The organism is Mesorhizobium sp. M2A.F.Ca.ET.046.03.2.1, assembly GCF_003952425.1.
Classification (GTDB): domain Bacteria; phylum Pseudomonadota; class Alphaproteobacteria; order Rhizobiales; family Rhizobiaceae; genus Mesorhizobium.
This window is the reverse complement of sequence record NZ_CP034449.1, coordinates 903,035-920,668: the sequence shown is the minus strand read 5'-3', so window position 1 is coordinate 920,668 and position 17,634 is coordinate 903,035. Positions and strand designations below refer to the sequence as shown.

Below are 17,634 nucleotides of genomic sequence, written 5' to 3'. Positions count from 1 at the left end.
GTTCGGCGGCCGGAGCGTCAGACAAATCGCGGGAAAGCGTCCGCATCGGGCGCGTTCGCCCAGCTTTGCAATGTCTGTCCGCCGTCGAGCAGCCAGTCGACGCCGGTGACGTGGCGGGCATCGTCCGAGGCCAGGAAGGCGACGGCGGCGGCGACATCCTCGGGCTGGCCGATACGGCGCAGCGGAATGCGGTCGGCGAAACGGCGAATGCCGGCTTCATAGGCTGCCTGGTCCCGCGCCGGCACGCCCAGCCGGGTCTCGATGACCCCGGGGCAAATCGCGTTGACGCGAATGCCATAGGCAGCGGCGTCGAGGCCGCGATCCTGGTCAGGCCGACCACGCCGTGCTTGGTCGAGGCATAGCCGGCGCCACCGGACAGCACGTCCCAGCCGGCCATGGACGAGCCCATATTGACCACCGATCCCTTGATCTTGCCAGCGATCATGGTCGCCACCGTCGCGCGCAGGACGTAGAACATGCCGTTGAGGTTGATGCCGACGATGCGTTGCCAGTCCTCGGTGCTCAGCTCGTGGACCGGCGCGACCTTTCCGGAAATGCCGGCATTGTTGAATAGCACATCGATACGGCCGAAGCGTGCGGCCACCGCCTGGACCATGCCTTCCGCCGACGCCGGGTCGGCGACGTCCACCGCGAAGGCTTCGTCGCGATCGCCGAATGTCGTTGCCAGGGCCTCTGCACGGGTCCCGTCGAGGTCGGCGACGGCGACTGTCGCGCCTTCCTCGACGAAGCGGCGCACCGCCGCGGAGCCGATGGCGCCGGCGGCGCCCGTCACCAGAACGATCTTGTCCTTGAAGCGCATCTCTTGCCTCCAAAAGCCGGATGCCGGTCAGCGATAGTCGCGCCATGAGAAGCGCGGCTCGAATCCCAGCGCCGCTTTGGCCGCCGAGGTGTCGATGAAGGCGGCGTTGCCATCCAGCGGACGCGTGATCGGAACGTCCGGATAGGCTTGCGCCGCGAGCGTTGCGCTGGGCACGTCCATATAGCTGTCCCACACCGATGCCGACACCGATCCTCTACGACTGCGATCCCGCCACGACGCTGCCATTGCGCTGGTCATGGCGCATCGCTCGCCCGACATCGAGCTTCTCGGCGTCACCACGAGATGTGGCAACGCGGAGCTCGAGAAGACAACGGACAACGCGATCCGCGTGCTTGATTTCCTCGGCGCCGGCGATGTGCCGGTCGCCGCCGGCTGCGCGCAGCCCCTGGCGCGGCCGCTGGTTCTGGGCACCGCCGATGGCCCGAGCGGGCTCGAAGGCTCGCCCTATCTGCCGCAGCCCTCGCGCGGGCCGATCAAGCAGCATGCGGTGGACTTCCTTGCCGAGAAGCTCGCGGCATCTCCGGAACCGCTGCTGGTGGTGGCGACCGGCCCGCTCTGCAACATCGGCCTGCTCGTGCTCAAGCACCCGCACGTGCTGCCCAAGATCAAGGAGCTGATCTGGATGGGCGGCGTGTTCTATCGCAAGAGCGAGATCATCACGCCGACCGAGTTCAACGCCTTCTGCGACCCCGAGGCCCTGAAGCTGGTGCTGGACGCCGGGGTGCCCATCACCATGATAGGGCTCGACGTGACCATGCAGGTGCTGATCGAGGCGCCGCAATACGAGGAACTGGCCAGGATCGACACGCCGCTCGGCCGCGTGGTCATGGACTGGCTGAAATTCTACGAGAAGCTGCACCGCAACTCGATGGGCGTCGGCGGCGCCATGCACGACCCGCTGGCGCTGGCGCTGGCGATCGATCCGACGCTCGTCCGCACGCGTCCGGCGCATATCGGCGTCGACCTGTCCGGCAGCTACACATTCGGCGCCACGGTGGCCGATTTCTGGCATGAGCGCGGTGAGGAGGACAATGCGCGCATCGCCTATGAAGTCGATGCCGACCGCTTCTTCAAGCTGATGTTCGATTTGCTCCGCTAAAGCATGTCTCCCGAAGTGGGAACCGGTTTCGGGATCAAGACATGCGTAAATCAAGAACCTAAAGCGCATGGAGCGAATCTGAAAGATCGCGACGCGCTTTAGGCCGTCGGAAGGCTCACCGCTCCAGGCAGATCGCGACACCCTGGCCGCCGCCGATGCAGAGCGAGGCCAAGCCCTTCTTCGCTCCACGCCGGACCATCTCGTGCAGCAGCGTCACCACGATGCGGCAGCCGGAGCCGGCCAGCGGATGGCCAAGCGCGATGGCGCCGCCGCTCATATTGATGATGTCCTCGTTCCAGCCCATCTCGCGATTGACGGCGATGGCTTGCGCGGCGAAGGCCTCGTTGATCTCCATCGCGTCGAGATCGGACGCGCGCCAGCCGGCCTTGTCGAGCGCGCGCCGCGAGGCCGCGACGGGACCGAGGCCCATGTCCATCGGCTCGACGCCGGCAGAAGCATAAGAGGCGATGCTGGCGAGGGGTGTCAGGCCGAGTTCCTTCATCCGCGCCTCCGACATCACAAGCACCGCGGCGGCGCCGTCGTTGAGACCGGATGAGTTGCCGGCCGTGATCGTCCCCGCCGCATCGAAGACCGGTCTCAGCCGGCCAAGGCCTTCCATCGTTGTGGAGGGGTTGGGATGCTCGTCACGCTCGATGACGACATCGCCTTGCCTGGCCTTGATCGACACAGGCGCAATCTCGTCGTCGAACCTGCCAGCCTGGATGGCGGCGTCCGCCTTCTCCTGCGAGCGCAGCGCGAACCTGTCCTGTTCCTCGCGGGTGATCTGGTAGCGCTGCGCCAGCGCTTCGGCGGTGACGCCCATATGCACCTGATGGAAGGCGTCCCACAGACCGTCGGTGATCATGGAATCCTTCACCGTACGGTCGCCCATGCGGATGCCGGCGCGCACCCCGTGAATGACATGTGGCGCCGAAGTCATCGAATCCTGTCCGCCGGCGATCACGCAGTCGGCGTCGCCGCAGCGAATGGCCTGGGCGGCGAGATGGATCGACTTCTGCCCGGCGCCGCAGACCTTGTTGACGGTCATGGCGGGCACCCGACCGGCAGGCCGGCCTTGAGAGCAGCCTGCCGGGCTGGATTCTGCCCGGCGCCGCCGGTCAGCACCTGGCCCATGATCACCTCGCCGACGGCATCGGGCGCAAGCTGCTTTTCGGCCAGCATCGCCTGGATAAGCTGCGCCCCCAGCTCCGCCGCCGACAGACCGGCGAACGCGCCGTTCAGCTTGCCGATGGGCGTCCGCTTCGCGGCAACGATGTAAAAGGCGTCCATGTCTGTTCCTCCGGCAGCGCGGTCCGCTTGGGCGTGATCGCCGCTTGACATTCTGGTTATAACCAATAATCATGAAATGCATCGGCAGGCAAGGTCGCGGCAAAGAGCCCGGCCTGCATTGCGGGAGGAAATCCATGTCATCCGTGCTTTGGACGCCGGCGCCGGCCGCGTTCCAATCGTCCAATCTTGCGCGCTTTTCGATGGCCAACGGCTTCGATCCGCGCGACTACGAGACGCTGCATCGCTGGTCGATCGGCGATCCCGGCGCCTTCTGGCGGGCGCTGTGGGATTTCGCCGAGGTCATTGGAGATCCGGGCGGGATCGCCTTCCTGCGCGACGACAATGCGCCGATGACCGGGAGTCGCTTCCTGCCGGAAGCGACACTCAATCTCGCGGAAAACCTGCTGCGCGGCGATGAGGAGAGGGTTGCTCTCATCGAGGTCGACGAGAGTGGCCATTTCCAGACCATCACACTGGGCGAATTGCGCCGGCTCGTCGCCAGGACGGCGCATGGCCTGCGCGCGGCCGGCGTCGGCAAGGGCGATTGCGTCGGCGGTATCCTGCCCAATCGCGTCGAGGGCCTCGTGGCGCTTTTGGCGACGCTTTCCGTCGGCGCCGTCTGGTCGTCCTGCTCGCCTGATTTCGGCGCCGCGGCGATCGTCGACCGCCTCGGCCAGATTGGCGTCAAGGTGCTGTTCGCCGCGCCGCGCTACCGCTATGCGGGCAAGGAGCACGACATCTCCGCCAGGCTGGCCGAGATCGTCGCCGCGATGCCGACGGTGACGACGCTGGTGCTGACCGGCGAACCGGGCACCAAGCCGGATTGCGCGGCGGATCGCATTTCGTTCGACGATTTCGGCCGCGACGCTCCTCTCAGTTTCGAGCGCGTGCCCTTCGACCACCCGGCCTATGTGCTCTACACCTCCGGCACGACAGGCGCGCCGAAGGCGATCGTCCATCGCGCCGGCGGCGTGCTGCTCCAGCACCTGAAGGAGCACCTGCTCCACGGCGACGTCCGCCCGGGCGACGTCATGAGCTGGTACACCAACACCGCCTGGATGATGTATCACTGGCTGATCTCAGGTCTGGCCTGCGGCGCGAGCGTGGTGCTCTATGACGGCGCGCCGATCCTGAAATCGGCCGATCGCCTCGACCCCAGTCCGCTCTGGAAAATGGCCGAGCGCGCTCGCGTCACGCATTTCGGCACCAGTCCTAAATACCTGGCGACACTTGCCGCCGAAGGTTACGCGCCGGGGCGCCTGCATGATCTCTCGTCGCTGCGTTCGCTGCTGTCGGCCGGTGCGCCCGTCTCACCCGGGCAGTTCGACTGGGTCTACGATCATGTGAAGCGCGACATGATCTTCGCTTCGATCTCCGGCGGCACCGAGATCATCGGCTGCTTCCTGCTGGGATCGCCGATCCATCCTGTGCGGCGCGGCGAGCTGACCGTGAAAGGGCTCGGCCTCGCCGTCGGCGTCATGGACGAGCGCAATGCGCCGGTCATCGGCCGGCAGGGCGATCTCGTCTGCACCGAGCCGTTCCCGTCCATGCCGCTGGCCTTCTGGGGCAAGGACGGCGACGCGCGCTATCACGCCACCTACTTCGCCGCACGCCGCGAGATCTGGACACATGGCGACGTCGCCGAGATGACGGCTTACGGCTCTGGCGTCATCCACGGCCGCTCGGACACGACGCTGAAGCCCGGCGGCGTGCGGATCGGCACGGCGGAAATCTACGCCGCCTGCGAGAATTTTGCCGAGATCGAGGATTGCCTGGTCTTTGGCGCGCCCATCGAAGGCGACGAGGAGATCGTGCTCTGCGTCAAGCTCAACGACGGCTTTGCGCTGACCCCCGAGCTCGCCATGCGAATTCGCAAAGCGATCCGCGAAGGCGCCTCGCCCCGTCACGTGCCGCATCGCATCCACGCGGTGCAGGCCGTGCCCTATACGCTGAACGGCAAGCGCGTCGAGGGTGCCGCCCGCGCCACGCTCGAAGGCAAGCCGGTCAAGAACATGGCTTCGCTCGCCAATCCCGCCTGCCTCGACGAATACCGCGCGCTCGACCGGAGCAAGGCGGCATGAGCCGGGCAAAGGGAGCGGTCGTCGGCATCGGCGAGTTGAAGCCGCAGCGCCTGACCAGCGGCGTGACGACGCTGGAGATGATCGCCGAGGTCTCGCGCCTGGCGGTGCTCGACGCCGGGCTGGAGCCGGCGGCTATCGACGGGCTGCTGGTCGGGCCGCAGGTCGGCGAGACGCCGCAGCATGTTCCGGCGACCATAGCCGAATATCTGGGACTCGCGCCGACCATGGCCAATGTCGTCGATCTTGGCGGCGCGTCCGGCGCAGGCATGGTCTGGCGCGCGGCGGCCGCGATCGAGGCCGGCATGTGCGAGGCGGTGCTGTGCGTGCTCGCCAACAACCGCGAGGAGGTTGCACCCCGCTCGCCCAACCGCAATCCGATCCGCGAGTTCGACGTGCCTTTCGGCGCTTCGGGCGCCAACATCTCCTATGCGCTGCTGATGCAGGCGCATATGGCGGAATACGGCTCGACCGCGCGAGATTTCGCGCTGATCGCCGCGGCGGCGCGCGCCAGCGCGCAGCTCAACCCCGACGCCATCTTCTATGGCAAGCCGGCCGATGTCGAAGCGGTGCTTGCCTCGCCGATGATCGCCTCGCCGCTGCATCTCCTCGAAATCGTCATGCCGGTCGCCGGCGGCGAAGCGGTCGTCGTCACCTCGGCCGAACGCGCGCGGTCGTTGCGCAGGCCACCTGTCCATCTGCTCGGCGCCGGCGAGAAGGTCACGCACCGCGCGGTCAGCCAGGCCCCACACCTGACTTCCGGTCCGCTGAAGAGCGCAATGGCAAGGGCCTTCGCTCAGTCCGGCACGAAGGCTGACGAGATGGACCTTCTGTCGCTCTACGACTGCTACACGATCATGGTTGCGACGACGATCGAGGATGCCGGCCTCTGCGCGCCGGGCCAGTTCGGCGCGTGGCTCGGCGACCACGACCTTTCGCACAAGGGCGACAAGCCGCTCAACACACATGGCGGCCAGCTCGGCTTCGGCCAGCCCGACCTTGCCGGCGGCATGACCCATGTCGTCGAAGCGGTACGCCAGCTGCGCGGGGAGGCGGGTGAACGCCAGATCGGCAAGGCCTGGCTCGCGCTGGTCACCGGCAATGGCGCGACGATGAGCGAAGCGACCGCCCTGGTGTTGGGGGCCGCCTGATGTCCGTCGATCTCAACACCCTGAAAACCCCTGGCCCGACGATCACCGCGCTGTCCAGGCCGTTCTGGGATGCCGCCGCCGAGGGCCGGCTGACCATCCAGCATTGCGAGGGTTGCGGCAAGGCCGTCTTCTATCCGCGCCCGATCTGCCCGCATTGCTGGAGCAAGCGGCTGGTCTGGAAAGACGCATCGGGCAGGGGACGGCTCAAATCCTTTTCCAAGGTGCATAAACCCGGCCATCCCGGCTGGCTGCCCGCGGCACCGTATGTGGTCGGCCTGGTCGAATTGGCCGAAGGCCCGACGATGCTGAGCTTCATCCTGCCCGGCACACGGCCGCAACAGATCGGAGACATGCTGTTGCTTGCGCCGACCGCCATCGGCGGCCGTGTCCTGCCGGCCTTCAGACCAGTCGAACCCAGAGCAGAGGAGAAGCCGCAATGAGCATCGAAACGAAGGACGGTTGGGTGGGTGTCGTGAAAGGCCGTCCGCAGGTCGGCGCCTTCGCCGAGCGCACGCGACGCACAAGGATGAGCGACATCGAGGCCTTCACCGGCATCACCGGCGATCGCAATCCCCTGCACTACGACCGCGCGCTGGCCGAGAAGTCGGTGTTCGGCAAGCTCATCGTGCAGGGCGGCGTCACCTCCGGCATCCTCAACGCGTTGGTCGCCGAGGATCTGCCCGGCCCCGGGACCGTGTTCCTCGAAGTGGCCTGGAAGTTCGTCAAGGCCGTTGGCGTTGACGAGGAGATCACCGGCCGCGTGGAGGTCAAGGAAGTGCGCCCCGACAAGCCGATCTGCAAGATCGAGACCAGCGTGCGCAACGGCCAGGGCGAGCTTTGCCTGACCGGCACGGCCACGGTGTTCACCGTACCGCTGCAAGGCGCATGAGCACGGTCGGGGGCGGCCGGCTTGGCATAGCGGCCGACAGCGAGCGCTGGCGCGTGCTGTCGCTGCTTTGCCTGGCGGTCGTCCTGTCGCTGACCACGTGGTTCTCGGCGACCGCAATCCTTCCCGAATTGAAGCAGGAGCTGGCGCTGGGCGCCAGCGCCGAAGCCTGGCTGACCAATGGCGTCCAGGTCGGCTTCGTCATCGGCGCGCTGGTGGCGAGCCTGGTCAATTTGCCGGACCTTGTACGGCTGAGCCGCCTGATGGCGGCAGCAGCCCTCGTCGCTGCTTTAGCCAACGCGACGCTGCTCTTCCATCCCGGGCCGGGCGGTGTGATCGCCGCGCGCATCGTCACCGGCGCCGCACTTGCCGGCGTCTATCCGCCGGCGCTCAAGCTGGTCGCCACCTGGTTCGCGCGCGACAGGGGACTGGCGCTCGGCGCGGTCATCGGCGCGCTCACAGTCGGTTCGGCGCTGCCGCATCTCTTCCGCGCCGTCTCGACCGTGCTCGACTGGCGGCCCGTAGTCGCCGCGGCAAGCGTGGCCACCGCTGCGGGCGCGCTGCTCTTCCTGCTGTTCGCGAAGGAAGGACCCTATCCCTTCGGCAAGGCTATCTTCGAGCCCTCGCGCATCGGCCAGGTGTTTCGCGAAAAGCCGCTGCTCCTCGCCAATCTCGGCTATCTCGGCCACATGTGGGAGCTCTATGCCATGTGGGCCTGGCTGCTCGCCTATACGCGCGCGGCCTTCGAGGCGCAGGCGATCGGAACAGCCGCCACAGCCTCGCTCGCGACCTTCTTCGTTGTGGCATCCGGCATTCTGGGATGTCTGCTCGGCGGCTATCTGTCGGACCGGATCGGCCGCACCGCCACCACCGCCGGCATGATGCTCGTCTCGGGAAGCTGCGCGCTGCTGATGGGCTTTCTGTTCACCGGACCGCTCTGGCTGTTCATGCTGGTGGCCATCGTCTGGGGCGTGTCTGTGATCGGTGATTCGGCGCAGTTCTCCGCCGCCGTCACCGAGCTTACCGACCGCCGCTTCGTTGGTACCGCTCTGTCCGTGCAGCTCGGCGCCGGTTTCGCGCTGACGGTGCTTGCCATCTGGCTGACGCCGCGCTTCGCCGACTTCATCGGCGGCTGGCGCTGGGCCTTCCTGCTCCTGGTTCCCGGACCGCTTCTGGGGGCCGCCGCCATGCTATGGTTGCGAAACTTGCCGGAGAGCGTGAAAATGGCGGGCGGCCTCCGGTAGGGAGGCGCTGCCGCTTTTTGAGTCGCGGCAAATGATTTGCGGCGGGACCCGAATGGAACAGGCAACCAGAACGCGCGGGCGTCCTCGTTACGACCAGGAAGATGCCGAGGCGGCCGAGGCTTTCCGCTCGATCGGCTCCAAGGTTCAGCTCAACCGCGACGAGGCGGCCCCGCTCTGGGTGCAGCTGCGCAACCAAGTCGAGGAGGCGATCAACACCGGTCTGCTGGCAGCCAATTCGCGCATTCCCTCGGAACAGGCGCTTTGCGATTTCTTCGGCGTCTCTCGTCCCGTCGTGCGCGCCGCGATCGGATCGCTCTCCAATGAAGGCCGCATCATCAAGATGCCGCGCAAGGGCATGTTCGTCGCCGCTCCCCGCGAGCATGTCGACTTCATGACCGCCAATCTCGGCGTGTTCGACGATTTGACCGCGAAGGGCCACAAGGTCTCGACCCGCACGCTGGAGATCTACCGCTGCCCGCCGAGCGAGAAGGAGTCCAAGGTCTTCGGCATTCCCGCCAATGGCAGCGTGGTCCGCATCAGCCGCGTCTACATGACCGACGGCACGCCGATCACCATGACGCGTATCAGCCTGCCGGGGCATCGGGTCCCGGGGCTGGAGAACATCCTGTCGGAAAACCAGTCGATCTTCGGCACCATCCGCGCCGTCTTCGGCCTGACGGTGAAGCGTGCCGACCGCTGGCTGCGTGCCGCGCTTCCCACCAAGGAAGAAGCCGATCAGATGGGTGTCGCCGCCAACACGCCGCTGATCGAGATCGAGTCGATCGCCTATGATTCCGACGGCGCCGCGCTTGAATATTACGAGGCCTTCTACAACTCCTCTGTCGCCCGCATCCACATGGCGGTCGAGCAGCCGTCGGCGACGGTGAACGGTGTCGATCGCACCTGAATTGCGCACATCCAAAAAAGATTCCGTTTTCTGGTTATAACCAGATTGACGGACCCGGGAAGCTTCTGTAACGTCCCTGTCATGGGGTCGGGAGGAGCCTGACCCCGGAGGCATTATCAGGACGGCCGGCTTGCGGCGCCGCTTCGGCGGCGAGGGCAGCGTTTTGCCCGCGCTCAAGCCTGTCCTGATGGAGGACGTGCATGGATTACCGGTCGCAATTCGACCTGACGGGCGAGGTTGCCGTCGTCACCGGCGGCGCCAGCGGCATCGGTCTCGAGGCCGCCAAGGCGCTGGGGACTTGCGGCGCGAGGATCGTCCTGCTCGACATGAATGCGGATGGGCTGAAGGCCGCTGCCGAGGCGCTCCAGGCCGCTGGCGTCGCGAGCGTCGATGGCCGCGTGTTGAACGTTACCGATCCGCAAGCCGTCGAGGCGACGGCAACCGCAGTCGCCGCGGATTTCGGCCAGGTCGATATCCTGGTCAACAGCGCCGGCATCGCGCGCCTCAACACCGCGCTCGACACGCCGGACGAAGAATGGCGCCTGGTGATGGATGTCAACGTCAACGGCGTCTACTGGGCCTCGCGCGCCTTCGGCCGTTCGATGGTCGACCGCAAGAAGGGCTCGATCGTCAATCTGGGTTCCATGTCGGGGCTGATCATCAACCGTCCGCAGACCGCGCCGTCCTACATGGTGAGCAAGGGCGCCGTGCACATGATGACCAAGGCGCTTGCGGTCGAGTGGGCGAAGTCAGGCGTGCGCGTCAACGCGCTGGCGCCGGGCTATGTCGGCACCGACATGACGCTGAAGATGCGCGAGCGTCCCGAACTCTTCAACACCTGGATCGACATGACGCCGATGGGCCGGCTGGGCACGCCGCAGGAGATCGCTTCGGCGATCCTGTTCCTGGCGTCGCCGGCCTCGAGCTACGTGACGGGCGCGATCCTGTCGATCGATGGCGGCTACACGGCCTGGTGACGGACTGAGCAAGGATTGGAATATCGCATGACCGTTTCGGACCGAGATGTGCGCCAGGCCATCATCGACGCCTGCATCGAGATGAACGCACTCGGCATCAACCAGGGCACATCAGGCAACATCAGCTGCCGCCATGGCGAGGGCATGCTGATCTCGCCGACGAGCACGCCATATGACACGCTGGTGCCCGAGGACATCGTCTTCATGAGCTGGGACGGCGAGGTCGACGGACGCCTGCCGCCATCCAGCGAATGGCGTTTCCATCTCGACATCATGAAGGCGCGGCCCGAGATCAACGCAGTCGTCCACGCGCATCCGACCTATTGCACGACGATCGCCATCATGGGCCGGAAGATACCGGCGATCCATTACATGGTCGCGGTCGCCGGCGGCAGCGACATTCGTTGCGCACCCTACGCCACCTTCGGCACGGCGGAGCTTTCGGCGCACGCGGTGGAGGCATTGCGCGGCCGCAAGGCCTGCCTGCTTGCCCAGCACGGCATGATCGCCGTCGGGTCGAGCCTCGCCCAGGCGATGTGGCTGGCCGTCGAGGTCGAGACGCTGGCGCGCCAGTATCACGGCGCCCTGCAGATCGGCGAGCCGCCAATCCTGTCCGACGAGGAGATCGAAAACGTCATCAAGCGCATGGCGAGCTACGGCCTGCGCGACAATGACGCCGCTGCCTGAGCGGAGGGCTCTGCCCGAAGCGACCAACAAAGGGCTGGAGCAGCAACTGACTGTTTCGCATATCCTCCGGGAAGGCCCGGAGCGATCAACAAGGGAGGAAATGAAATGACAAATTCGATGAAAGGCCTCGTCAAGGCGCTCGCTCTGGGGTTGGCGGCGGCTTGCAGCCTGGCCGCCATCTCGGGCGCCAGCGCTGAGGAACTGTCGCTCAAAGGCAAGCGCATCGGCGTCTCCGCCATCGGCACCGACCATTATTGGGACCTGATGGCCTTCAAAGGCATCCAGGACCGCGTCAAGGAGCTCGGCGGTGAAGTCATCGCGCTCGACGCCGGCCGCAAGGACCAGCAGCAGATCGCGCAGCTGCAGACGCTGATCGCGCAGAAGCCGGACGCGATCATCGAGCAGCTCGGCAATCTCGAAGTGCTGAACCCGTGGCTGCAGAAGATCCGCGACGCCGGCATCCCGTTGTTCACGGTCGATACCGCGACGCCGCACGCCATCAACAACACCACCTCCAACAACTACAATATCGGCGCCGAGATCGCGCTGCAGATGGTCGCCGACATGGGCGGCAAGGGCAATGTGCTGGTCTTCAACGGCTTCTACAGCGTGCCGGTCTGCAAGATCCGCTACGATCAGCTGAAATATGTGCTGACCTCGTTCCCGGATGTGAAGATCGTCGAGCCCGAGCTGCGCGACGTCATTCCGAACACGGTGCAGAGCGCCTATTCCAACGTCACCGACATGCTGACCAAGTCGCCCGAGAAGGGTTCGATCGGCGCGGTCTGGGCCTGCTGGGACGTGCCGCAGATCGGCGCCACGCAGGCGGTCGAAGCCGCCGGCCGCAACGAGGTCAAGACCTACGGCATCGACGGCAGCCCTGAAGTCATCAAGATGGTGATGGATCCGAAGTCGCCGGCCGGCGCGGTCGCGGCGCAGCAGCCCTATGAGATCGGCAAGACCTCGGTCGACAATGCCGCGAAATATCTGGCCGGCCAGAAGGTGCCGCCCTTCACTTTCGTGCCTTCGGTGCTGATCAACAAGGAAAATGCCGTCGAAAAAGGAAAGCCGTTCCTCGACGCCGCCGAGAAGGCTGGCGTTAAATAGGACGGAACGAAACGGCGGGCAGCCGCGCCCATGTGGCTGCCCGTCACATCCAACCAGGATTGACGGCCATGCAGACAGCAAAGCGTGACATTGCTGTATCGATGACAGGCATTTCGAAACGGTTCGGTCCGGTACGCGCCTTGGAAAACGCGAACCTCGAGATCGCGCGCGGCTCGATCCTCGGCCTTGTCGGCCAGAACGGCGCGGGCAAGTCGACCATCATCAAGGTGCTGGCCGGCATCATCAAGCCGGACAGCGGCTCGATCCTCATCAACGGCGAGACCGTAACTTCGCTGACACCGGCCTCGGTCGAAAAGCTCGGCGTGCACTTCATCCACCAGGACAGGCTGCTGGTGCCTACCGCGACGGTCGGCGAGGCCGTGTTCCTCGGCCATGAGATCGGCCTTGGCCCGTTCGTAAGCCGCCGCGCCATGGAGCGCAGGGCCGCGGACCTGCTGAAGCGCTTCTTCGGCATGGAACTGCCGGCCGGAACGCTTGTGAAAGATCTCACCACGGCGCAGCAGAAGGTCGTGCAGATCACCCGCGCCTTGGCGCAAAAAGCCTCGGTGCTGGTGCTCGACGAGCCGACGGCGGCGCTCGTCAAGCGCGAGGTCGACAGCCTGTTCGACGTGCTGCGCCGGCTGCGCGACGACGGCATCGCCGTGGTCTTCATCTCCCACTACATGCAGGAAATCGAGAAGCTCTGCGACCGCGTCACCGTGATGCGCAACGGCACCGATGTCGGCACGGTCGACCCGCGTCAGACGCCGATCGACGAGATCATTGCGATGATGATCGCCCGCGATGTCGGCGAGATGTTCCCGAAGCGCTCGGTCAATTTAGGCGCGCCGGTGCTGGAGGTTTCCAAGCTTCGTCTCGGCGGCAGCTTCGAGAATATCGGTTTCAACGTCCGCGCCGGCGAGATCGTCGGCCTCACCGGCCTGCTCGGCTCAGGCGCCAAGGAGATCGTCCAGTGCCTGTTCGGCCTCAAGACTGCCGAGGGCGGCCGGGTCAAGGTCGAGGGGAGGGAGCTTGCCCTGTCGACGCCCGTCAAAGCGGTGCGCGACGGCATCGCCATGCTGCCGGAAGACCGCCGCGCCCATGGCGTGGCGCTCGGCCTTTCGGTGCGCGAGAACATTTCCCTGGCCAGCCTGCGCCGCTATTCCAAGAGCGGGTTGGTCAGCCGCGGCAGCGAGAACCAGGCGGTGGACAGTCTGATCAAGGAGCTGTCGATCAAGACACCGCATCGCGACGCGCTGGTGCGCGAGCTCTCCGGCGGCAACCAGCAGAAGGTGGCGATCGCCAAATGGCTGAGCTGCCAGTCGCGCGTCTATGTGCTGGACGAGCCGACGGTGGCCGTCGATGTCGGCGCCAAGGTCGAGATCTACAATCTTCTCAATCGGCTGGCGGGCGAGGGCGCGGCGATCCTGCTTCTGTCCTCCGACCTGCTCGAATTGGTCGGCGTCTGCGACCGCGTGCTGGTCGTCTATCGCGGCCGGCTTGCCGGCAGCTTCTCCGGTTCTGCGATGAACAGCGATGTGCTGCTGGCGGCTTCGTCGGGCGCACGTTCGACCATGGATGGAGTGGCTGCATGAGCGCGACTGTCCTCCACACAGACGTCGGTGTTTCCGACGAAAAGCAGGCCGCGGCCAAGAGCGCCGGCCGCCGCTTCGGCGCGCTCGTCGTGCGGCTCGGCGCGATCGCCGCCTTCGCCGCGATCATGGCTTATTTCGTCGTCTTCGCGCCGGGCTTCACCTCGACCTTCAACCTGATCAACGTCGTCGAGCAGTCGGCGATCCTGGGCGTGCTCGCCTATGGCATGACCGCCGTCATCATCGGCGGCGGCTCCGACGTCACCGAAGGTGGCATCGACCTTTCGATCGCCGCCAATATGGGGCTTTGCGCCGCGATCTATGCGACGCTTCTGTCGATGGGCTATGGCGATTTCCTCTCGGTGATCGCGGCCATTGCCGTCGGCATGGCGGTCGGCGCGCTGAACGCCCTTGCCGTGGTCGGGCTCGGCATCCTGCCGCTGCTCGCAACACTTGCCGTGCTCAATGTCGCGGCCGGCATGGAACTCACCCTCACCCAGAACACGGTCGTCGGCGCATCCTCCCCGCTGCTCGGCGTGCTGGTGTCGGGCAGCTTCCTCGGCATCTCCGCGCTTGCCTGGGCGCTGATCGTCTTCTCCGCCATCATGATCGTGGTCGTTCACGGCACGTCGTTCGGGCTCAGGCTCTACGCCGTCGGCGGACACCCGGAAGCGGCGCGCGCGGCGGGCATCAGCGTGCCGTTCTACGTGTCCTTCACCTATGTGCTGAGCGGCTTCTGCGCGGCGGTGGCGAGCATCCTCACCGTCTCGCGCCTGTCGGCCAGCACGCCCGGCTCCGGCGAGCTGCTTCTGTCGGTGCTGGCGGCGGCGCTGCTCGGCACCGTCTTCTCGCGCCGCTTCGTGCCGACCATGGGGGGCACGCTGCTCAGCGTGTTGTTCATCGGCTTGCTCGCGAACGGCTTCCAACTGCTCAACGTCTCCAGCTACTGGGTCAACGGCGTGCAGGGCGCGCTGATCCTGCTGGTGGTGGCGATCACATCCTTTGCCCGCGGTTCGGAGGGTTCGCGATGAGCATCTCGGCCAATGAAACCACCGCCAAGGTGAGCCTGCGCGGCTTCCTCGCCAAATACAGTGTGCTCATCGCCTTCGCGGCCATCGTCATCTTCTTTTCGGTGGCGAGTCCGACTTTTCTCACGCCGGCCAACCTCTTCAACGTGCTGGTCAACAATGTCGTCATGCTGGCGATCGTGGCGCTCGGCCTCACCATCGTCATCTCGTCGGGCGGCATCGATCTCTCGGTTGGCGTCTCGGTCGACATGGCAAGCATGATCTTCGTCATGCTTCTGGCCGCCGGCTATAGCGGCATCGTCGGCGTCGCTGGCGGACTCGGCGCCGCTTTGATCGTCGGCATCCTCAACGCGATCCTGATCACCAGGCTTAACATCAGTCCGTTCCTGGCGACGCTCGGCGTCCTCTTCATCGGCCAGAGCACGCAGCAGCTCGCCACCAGCGGCGGCCAGCCGATTTATCTCACGAGCGGCTATGCAGCGGACCAGTTCAACGCCATCGCCCGCACCGCTCTGTTCGGCGTACCGACGCCGGTCATCGTGCTGATCGTCCTTGTCTTCGCCGTTCATGTCCTGCTGCATCGCTCGGTCTTCGGCCGCTATGTCCAGGCGATGGGCGCGCAGCCGGGCGTGGCCTGGTATTCCGGCATCCGCGTGCCGCGCGAATTGTCGATGGTGCATGTTCTGTGCGCGCTGCTTGCCGGCGTCACCGGCATCCTCTTGTCGGCGACGGTGAAGTCCTACGTGCCGCTCTCCGGCAATGCCTTCCTGCTCGACGGCATCGGCGCCACCTTCATCGGCACGACGCTCAGTCGCGAGCGCAAGCCTTCGGTCATCGGCACGCTGCTCGGCGTGCTGCTGCTCGCCATCGTCAAGAACGGGCTGCTTTTGGTCGGCTGGAATTTCTACTGGCAGCAGGTCGGCATCGGCGTGCTCGTCTTCCTGGTGCTGGCCGCAAGCTTCGGCCTACGTCGCGCCGCCCATTGAATTCGAAAGGTCAAGTCAGCCATGCCCCAATTCGACGTCAGCTCGATCGGCTTCTACGTTCTCGACATCCTCGGACGGCCGGTCTCGCGTATCCCCGAAGGCGGTCGCGCCGACTATATCGAGGAGATCCGCATGACGGTCGCCGGCACCGCCGGCGCGACCGGCATGGACTGCGCCATCCTGGGCCTGAAGACCAGGGCCGTCACCACGCTCGGCACCGACGACATGGGCGACTGGTTTCTCGCCAAGCTGAAGAAATACGGCCTGGAGACGAGCCTCGTTCGCCGCGACGGCAGCGTCCAGACCTCGTCCACCATCCTGCCGGTGCGGCCGAACGGCGAGCGGCCGGCATTGCATGTGCCGGGCACTGCCACCTTGTTCGAGGTCGCCGATGCCGATCTCGATGCCGCGCTCGATGCGACCGTCGTCCATGTCGGCGGCACCGGGCTCCTGAAGCGCTTCGATGGCGAACCGACCGTCAGGCTGTTGAAGCGCGCCAAGGAGCTTGGACGCGTCACCACCTTCGATCTCATCCAGGCGACGCCCGAGACGTGGAAGCTGGTCGAGCCGTGCCTTCCTTACATCGACTATTTCGTGCCCAGCATCGACGAAGCCGGCGAAATGGCGTATGACCGCGATCCGGCCCGCGTCGCGGCCTTCTTCAAGGCGAGAGGCGTGAAGAACTGCATCATCACGCTGGGCGCCGACGGCGTTCATGTCTCGCCCGAACATGGCGAAGATTTCCATCTGCCGGCCTTCGAGGCCGAGGTCTTCGACACAACGGGCTGCGGCGATTCCTTCACGGCGGGCATCATCGTCGGCGTCGTCAGAGGTTGGGACCTCAGGCAGTCCGCGCGTTTTGCCAGCGCGGTCGCCGCCAAGGTGGCGATGGGGCTCGGTTCCGACGGCAAACTCGTTTCATTCGACGACACGGTCGCGGCGATGAATTCGCTTCCGGTCAAGACATCAAAGGTGGAAGCAGCATGACCATTCTTCCTGAAGCCAAGGGCAAGACGGCTCTCGTCACCGGCGCCAGCCGCGGCATCGGCAGGGCGCTCGCGAAGGGGCTTGCCGAAGCCGGCTTCGATGTCGCCATCACCGATCTGCCGTCGCAGGCGGCGGAACTCGACGTGACCAGGGGCGAGATCGAGGCCGCGGGCCGCAAGGCCTATGTCTATAAGATGGACGTCAGCAAGAAGAAGGACATCGAGGCGACCGCGCAGGCCCTGCTTGAAGAGGCAGGCAGCATCGACGTGCTGGTCAACAACGCCGGCATCCTCAAGCCCAGCCTGCTGCAAGATCTCGACGAGGCCAATTGGGACGCGCATTTCGACGTCAACGCCAAGGGCGTGCTGATGATGTGCCAGGCGGTGCTGCCGCATATGCGCGCCAGGAAGTCGGGCAGGGTGATCAACATCGCTTCGATCGCCGGCCGGCAGGGCGTGCCGACGCAAGGCCACTATGCGGCGACCAAGGCGGTGGTGATCACGCTCACCCGCGTGCTGGCGCAGGAGGTCGGCATGGACGGCGTCACGGTCAACGCAATCTGCCCCGGCATCATCCTGACCGAGATGGGCAAGAACAATCTGGGAAGCGAAGCCGCGATCCGCCATTGGGAGGACGTCGCGGCGCTGAAGCGCCTCGGCGCGCCCGAGGATATCATCGGTCCGGTGCTGTTCTTCGCCTCGGACCTGTCGGCCTTCGTCACCGGTCAGGCGCTGAACGTCGACGGCGGTATCTACTACCACTGAGGCTTGCAGC

Annotated in this window: 15 protein-coding genes and 3 pseudogenes; 15 read left to right on the top strand and 3 right to left on the bottom strand. The window is 65.7% G+C overall.

From position 1 onward, the window contains the following. Nucleotides 1–17 precede the first annotated feature (17 nt). Nucleotides 18–820: pseudogene (locus EJ072_RS04490) on the bottom strand (SDR family NAD(P)-dependent oxidoreductase). Between the two features lie 27 nt (nucleotides 821–847). After that, the gene (locus EJ072_RS35805) at nucleotides 848–1,000 is read right to left on the bottom strand and encodes a hypothetical protein (RefSeq protein ID WP_189343214.1); all 153 of its coding nucleotides are present in this window, start codon (nucleotides 998–1,000) and stop codon (nucleotides 848–850) included. A gap of 17 nt (nucleotides 1,001–1,017) precedes the next feature. Here EJ072_RS35805 and EJ072_RS04485 point away from each other — a divergent pair. After that, a pseudogene (locus EJ072_RS04485) lies at nucleotides 1,018–1,940 on the top strand (nucleoside hydrolase). Between the two features lie 115 nt (nucleotides 1,941–2,055). Here the strand turns inward: EJ072_RS04485 and EJ072_RS04480 are convergent. Further along, nucleotides 2,056–3,230, bottom strand: a pseudogene (locus EJ072_RS04480) (acetyl-CoA C-acetyltransferase). Between the two features lie 134 nt (nucleotides 3,231–3,364). Between EJ072_RS04480 and EJ072_RS04475 the strand changes: the two are divergent. The 14 genes from EJ072_RS04475 (at nucleotide 3,365) to EJ072_RS04410 (ending at nucleotide 17,624) form a co-directional block, all read left to right on the top strand. Next, on the top strand, nucleotides 3,365–5,311 hold the full coding sequence (locus EJ072_RS04475) for an acetoacetate--CoA ligase (protein WP_126078743.1): 1,947 nt from the start codon (nucleotides 3,365–3,367) through the stop codon (nucleotides 5,309–5,311). Next, nucleotides 5,308–6,459 (top strand): thiolase family protein, encoded by a 1,152-nt coding sequence (locus EJ072_RS04470; protein ID WP_126078742.1) that lies wholly within the window; start codon nucleotides 5,308–5,310, stop codon nucleotides 6,457–6,459. Before EJ072_RS04475 ends, EJ072_RS04470 begins: the two co-directional genes overlap by 4 nt. After that, entirely contained in the window at nucleotides 6,459–6,899 is a 441-nt protein-coding gene (locus tag EJ072_RS04465; RefSeq protein ID WP_126078741.1) for a zinc ribbon domain-containing protein, read from the top strand. Before EJ072_RS04470 ends, EJ072_RS04465 begins: the two co-directional genes overlap by 1 nt. Continuing rightward, on the top strand, nucleotides 6,896–7,348 hold the full coding sequence (locus EJ072_RS04460) for a MaoC family dehydratase (protein WP_126078740.1): 453 nt from the start codon (nucleotides 6,896–6,898) through the stop codon (nucleotides 7,346–7,348). Before EJ072_RS04465 ends, EJ072_RS04460 begins: the two co-directional genes overlap by 4 nt. Continuing rightward, nucleotides 7,345–8,589, top strand: a complete 1,245-nt coding sequence (locus tag EJ072_RS04455) for an MFS transporter (RefSeq protein ID WP_126078739.1) — start codon at nucleotides 7,345–7,347, stop codon at nucleotides 8,587–8,589. The genes EJ072_RS04460 and EJ072_RS04455 overlap by 4 nt, the downstream gene beginning before the upstream one ends. A 52-nt stretch (nucleotides 8,590–8,641) precedes the next feature. After that, nucleotides 8,642–9,496 carry a GntR family transcriptional regulator gene (locus tag EJ072_RS04450; protein ID WP_126062400.1) on the top strand — a complete coding sequence of 285 codons (855 nt, stop codon included), beginning with the start codon at nucleotides 8,642–8,644 and terminating at the stop codon, nucleotides 9,494–9,496. A 200-nt stretch (nucleotides 9,497–9,696) separates the two neighbouring features. Next, nucleotides 9,697–10,473: an SDR family oxidoreductase gene (locus EJ072_RS04445; RefSeq protein WP_126078738.1), complete on the top strand. Its 777-nt coding sequence runs from the start codon at nucleotides 9,697–9,699 to the stop codon at nucleotides 10,471–10,473. Between the two features lie 27 nt (nucleotides 10,474–10,500). Next, nucleotides 10,501–11,160, top strand: coding sequence for an L-fuculose-phosphate aldolase (locus tag EJ072_RS04440; RefSeq protein WP_126078737.1), 660 nt, complete (start codon nucleotides 10,501–10,503; stop codon nucleotides 11,158–11,160). A 105-nt stretch (nucleotides 11,161–11,265) separates the two neighbouring features. Beyond that, nucleotides 11,266–12,267: a sugar ABC transporter substrate-binding protein gene (locus tag EJ072_RS04435; RefSeq protein WP_210211625.1), complete on the top strand. Its 1,002-nt coding sequence runs from the start codon at nucleotides 11,266–11,268 to the stop codon at nucleotides 12,265–12,267. A 68-nt stretch (nucleotides 12,268–12,335) separates the two neighbouring features. After that, nucleotides 12,336–13,862, top strand: a complete 1,527-nt coding sequence (locus EJ072_RS04430) for a sugar ABC transporter ATP-binding protein (RefSeq protein ID WP_189343213.1) — start codon at nucleotides 12,336–12,338, stop codon at nucleotides 13,860–13,862. After that, a complete protein-coding gene (locus EJ072_RS04425) occupies nucleotides 13,859–14,890 on the top strand; it encodes an ABC transporter permease (protein ID WP_126078736.1) in 1,032 nt (343 codons plus the stop codon). Before EJ072_RS04430 ends, EJ072_RS04425 begins: the two co-directional genes overlap by 4 nt. Then, nucleotides 14,887–15,873, top strand: a complete 987-nt coding sequence (locus tag EJ072_RS04420; protein WP_126078735.1) for an ABC transporter permease — start codon at nucleotides 14,887–14,889, stop codon at nucleotides 15,871–15,873. Before EJ072_RS04425 ends, EJ072_RS04420 begins: the two co-directional genes overlap by 4 nt. Before the next feature lie 21 nt (nucleotides 15,874–15,894). Then, on the top strand, nucleotides 15,895–16,860 hold the full coding sequence (locus tag EJ072_RS04415) for a sugar kinase (protein ID WP_126078734.1): 966 nt from the start codon (nucleotides 15,895–15,897) through the stop codon (nucleotides 16,858–16,860). Further along, entirely contained in the window at nucleotides 16,857–17,624 is a 768-nt protein-coding gene (locus tag EJ072_RS04410; protein ID WP_126078733.1) for an SDR family NAD(P)-dependent oxidoreductase, read from the top strand. Before EJ072_RS04415 ends, EJ072_RS04410 begins: the two co-directional genes overlap by 4 nt. The last annotated feature ends 10 nt before the right edge of the window (nucleotides 17,625–17,634 follow it).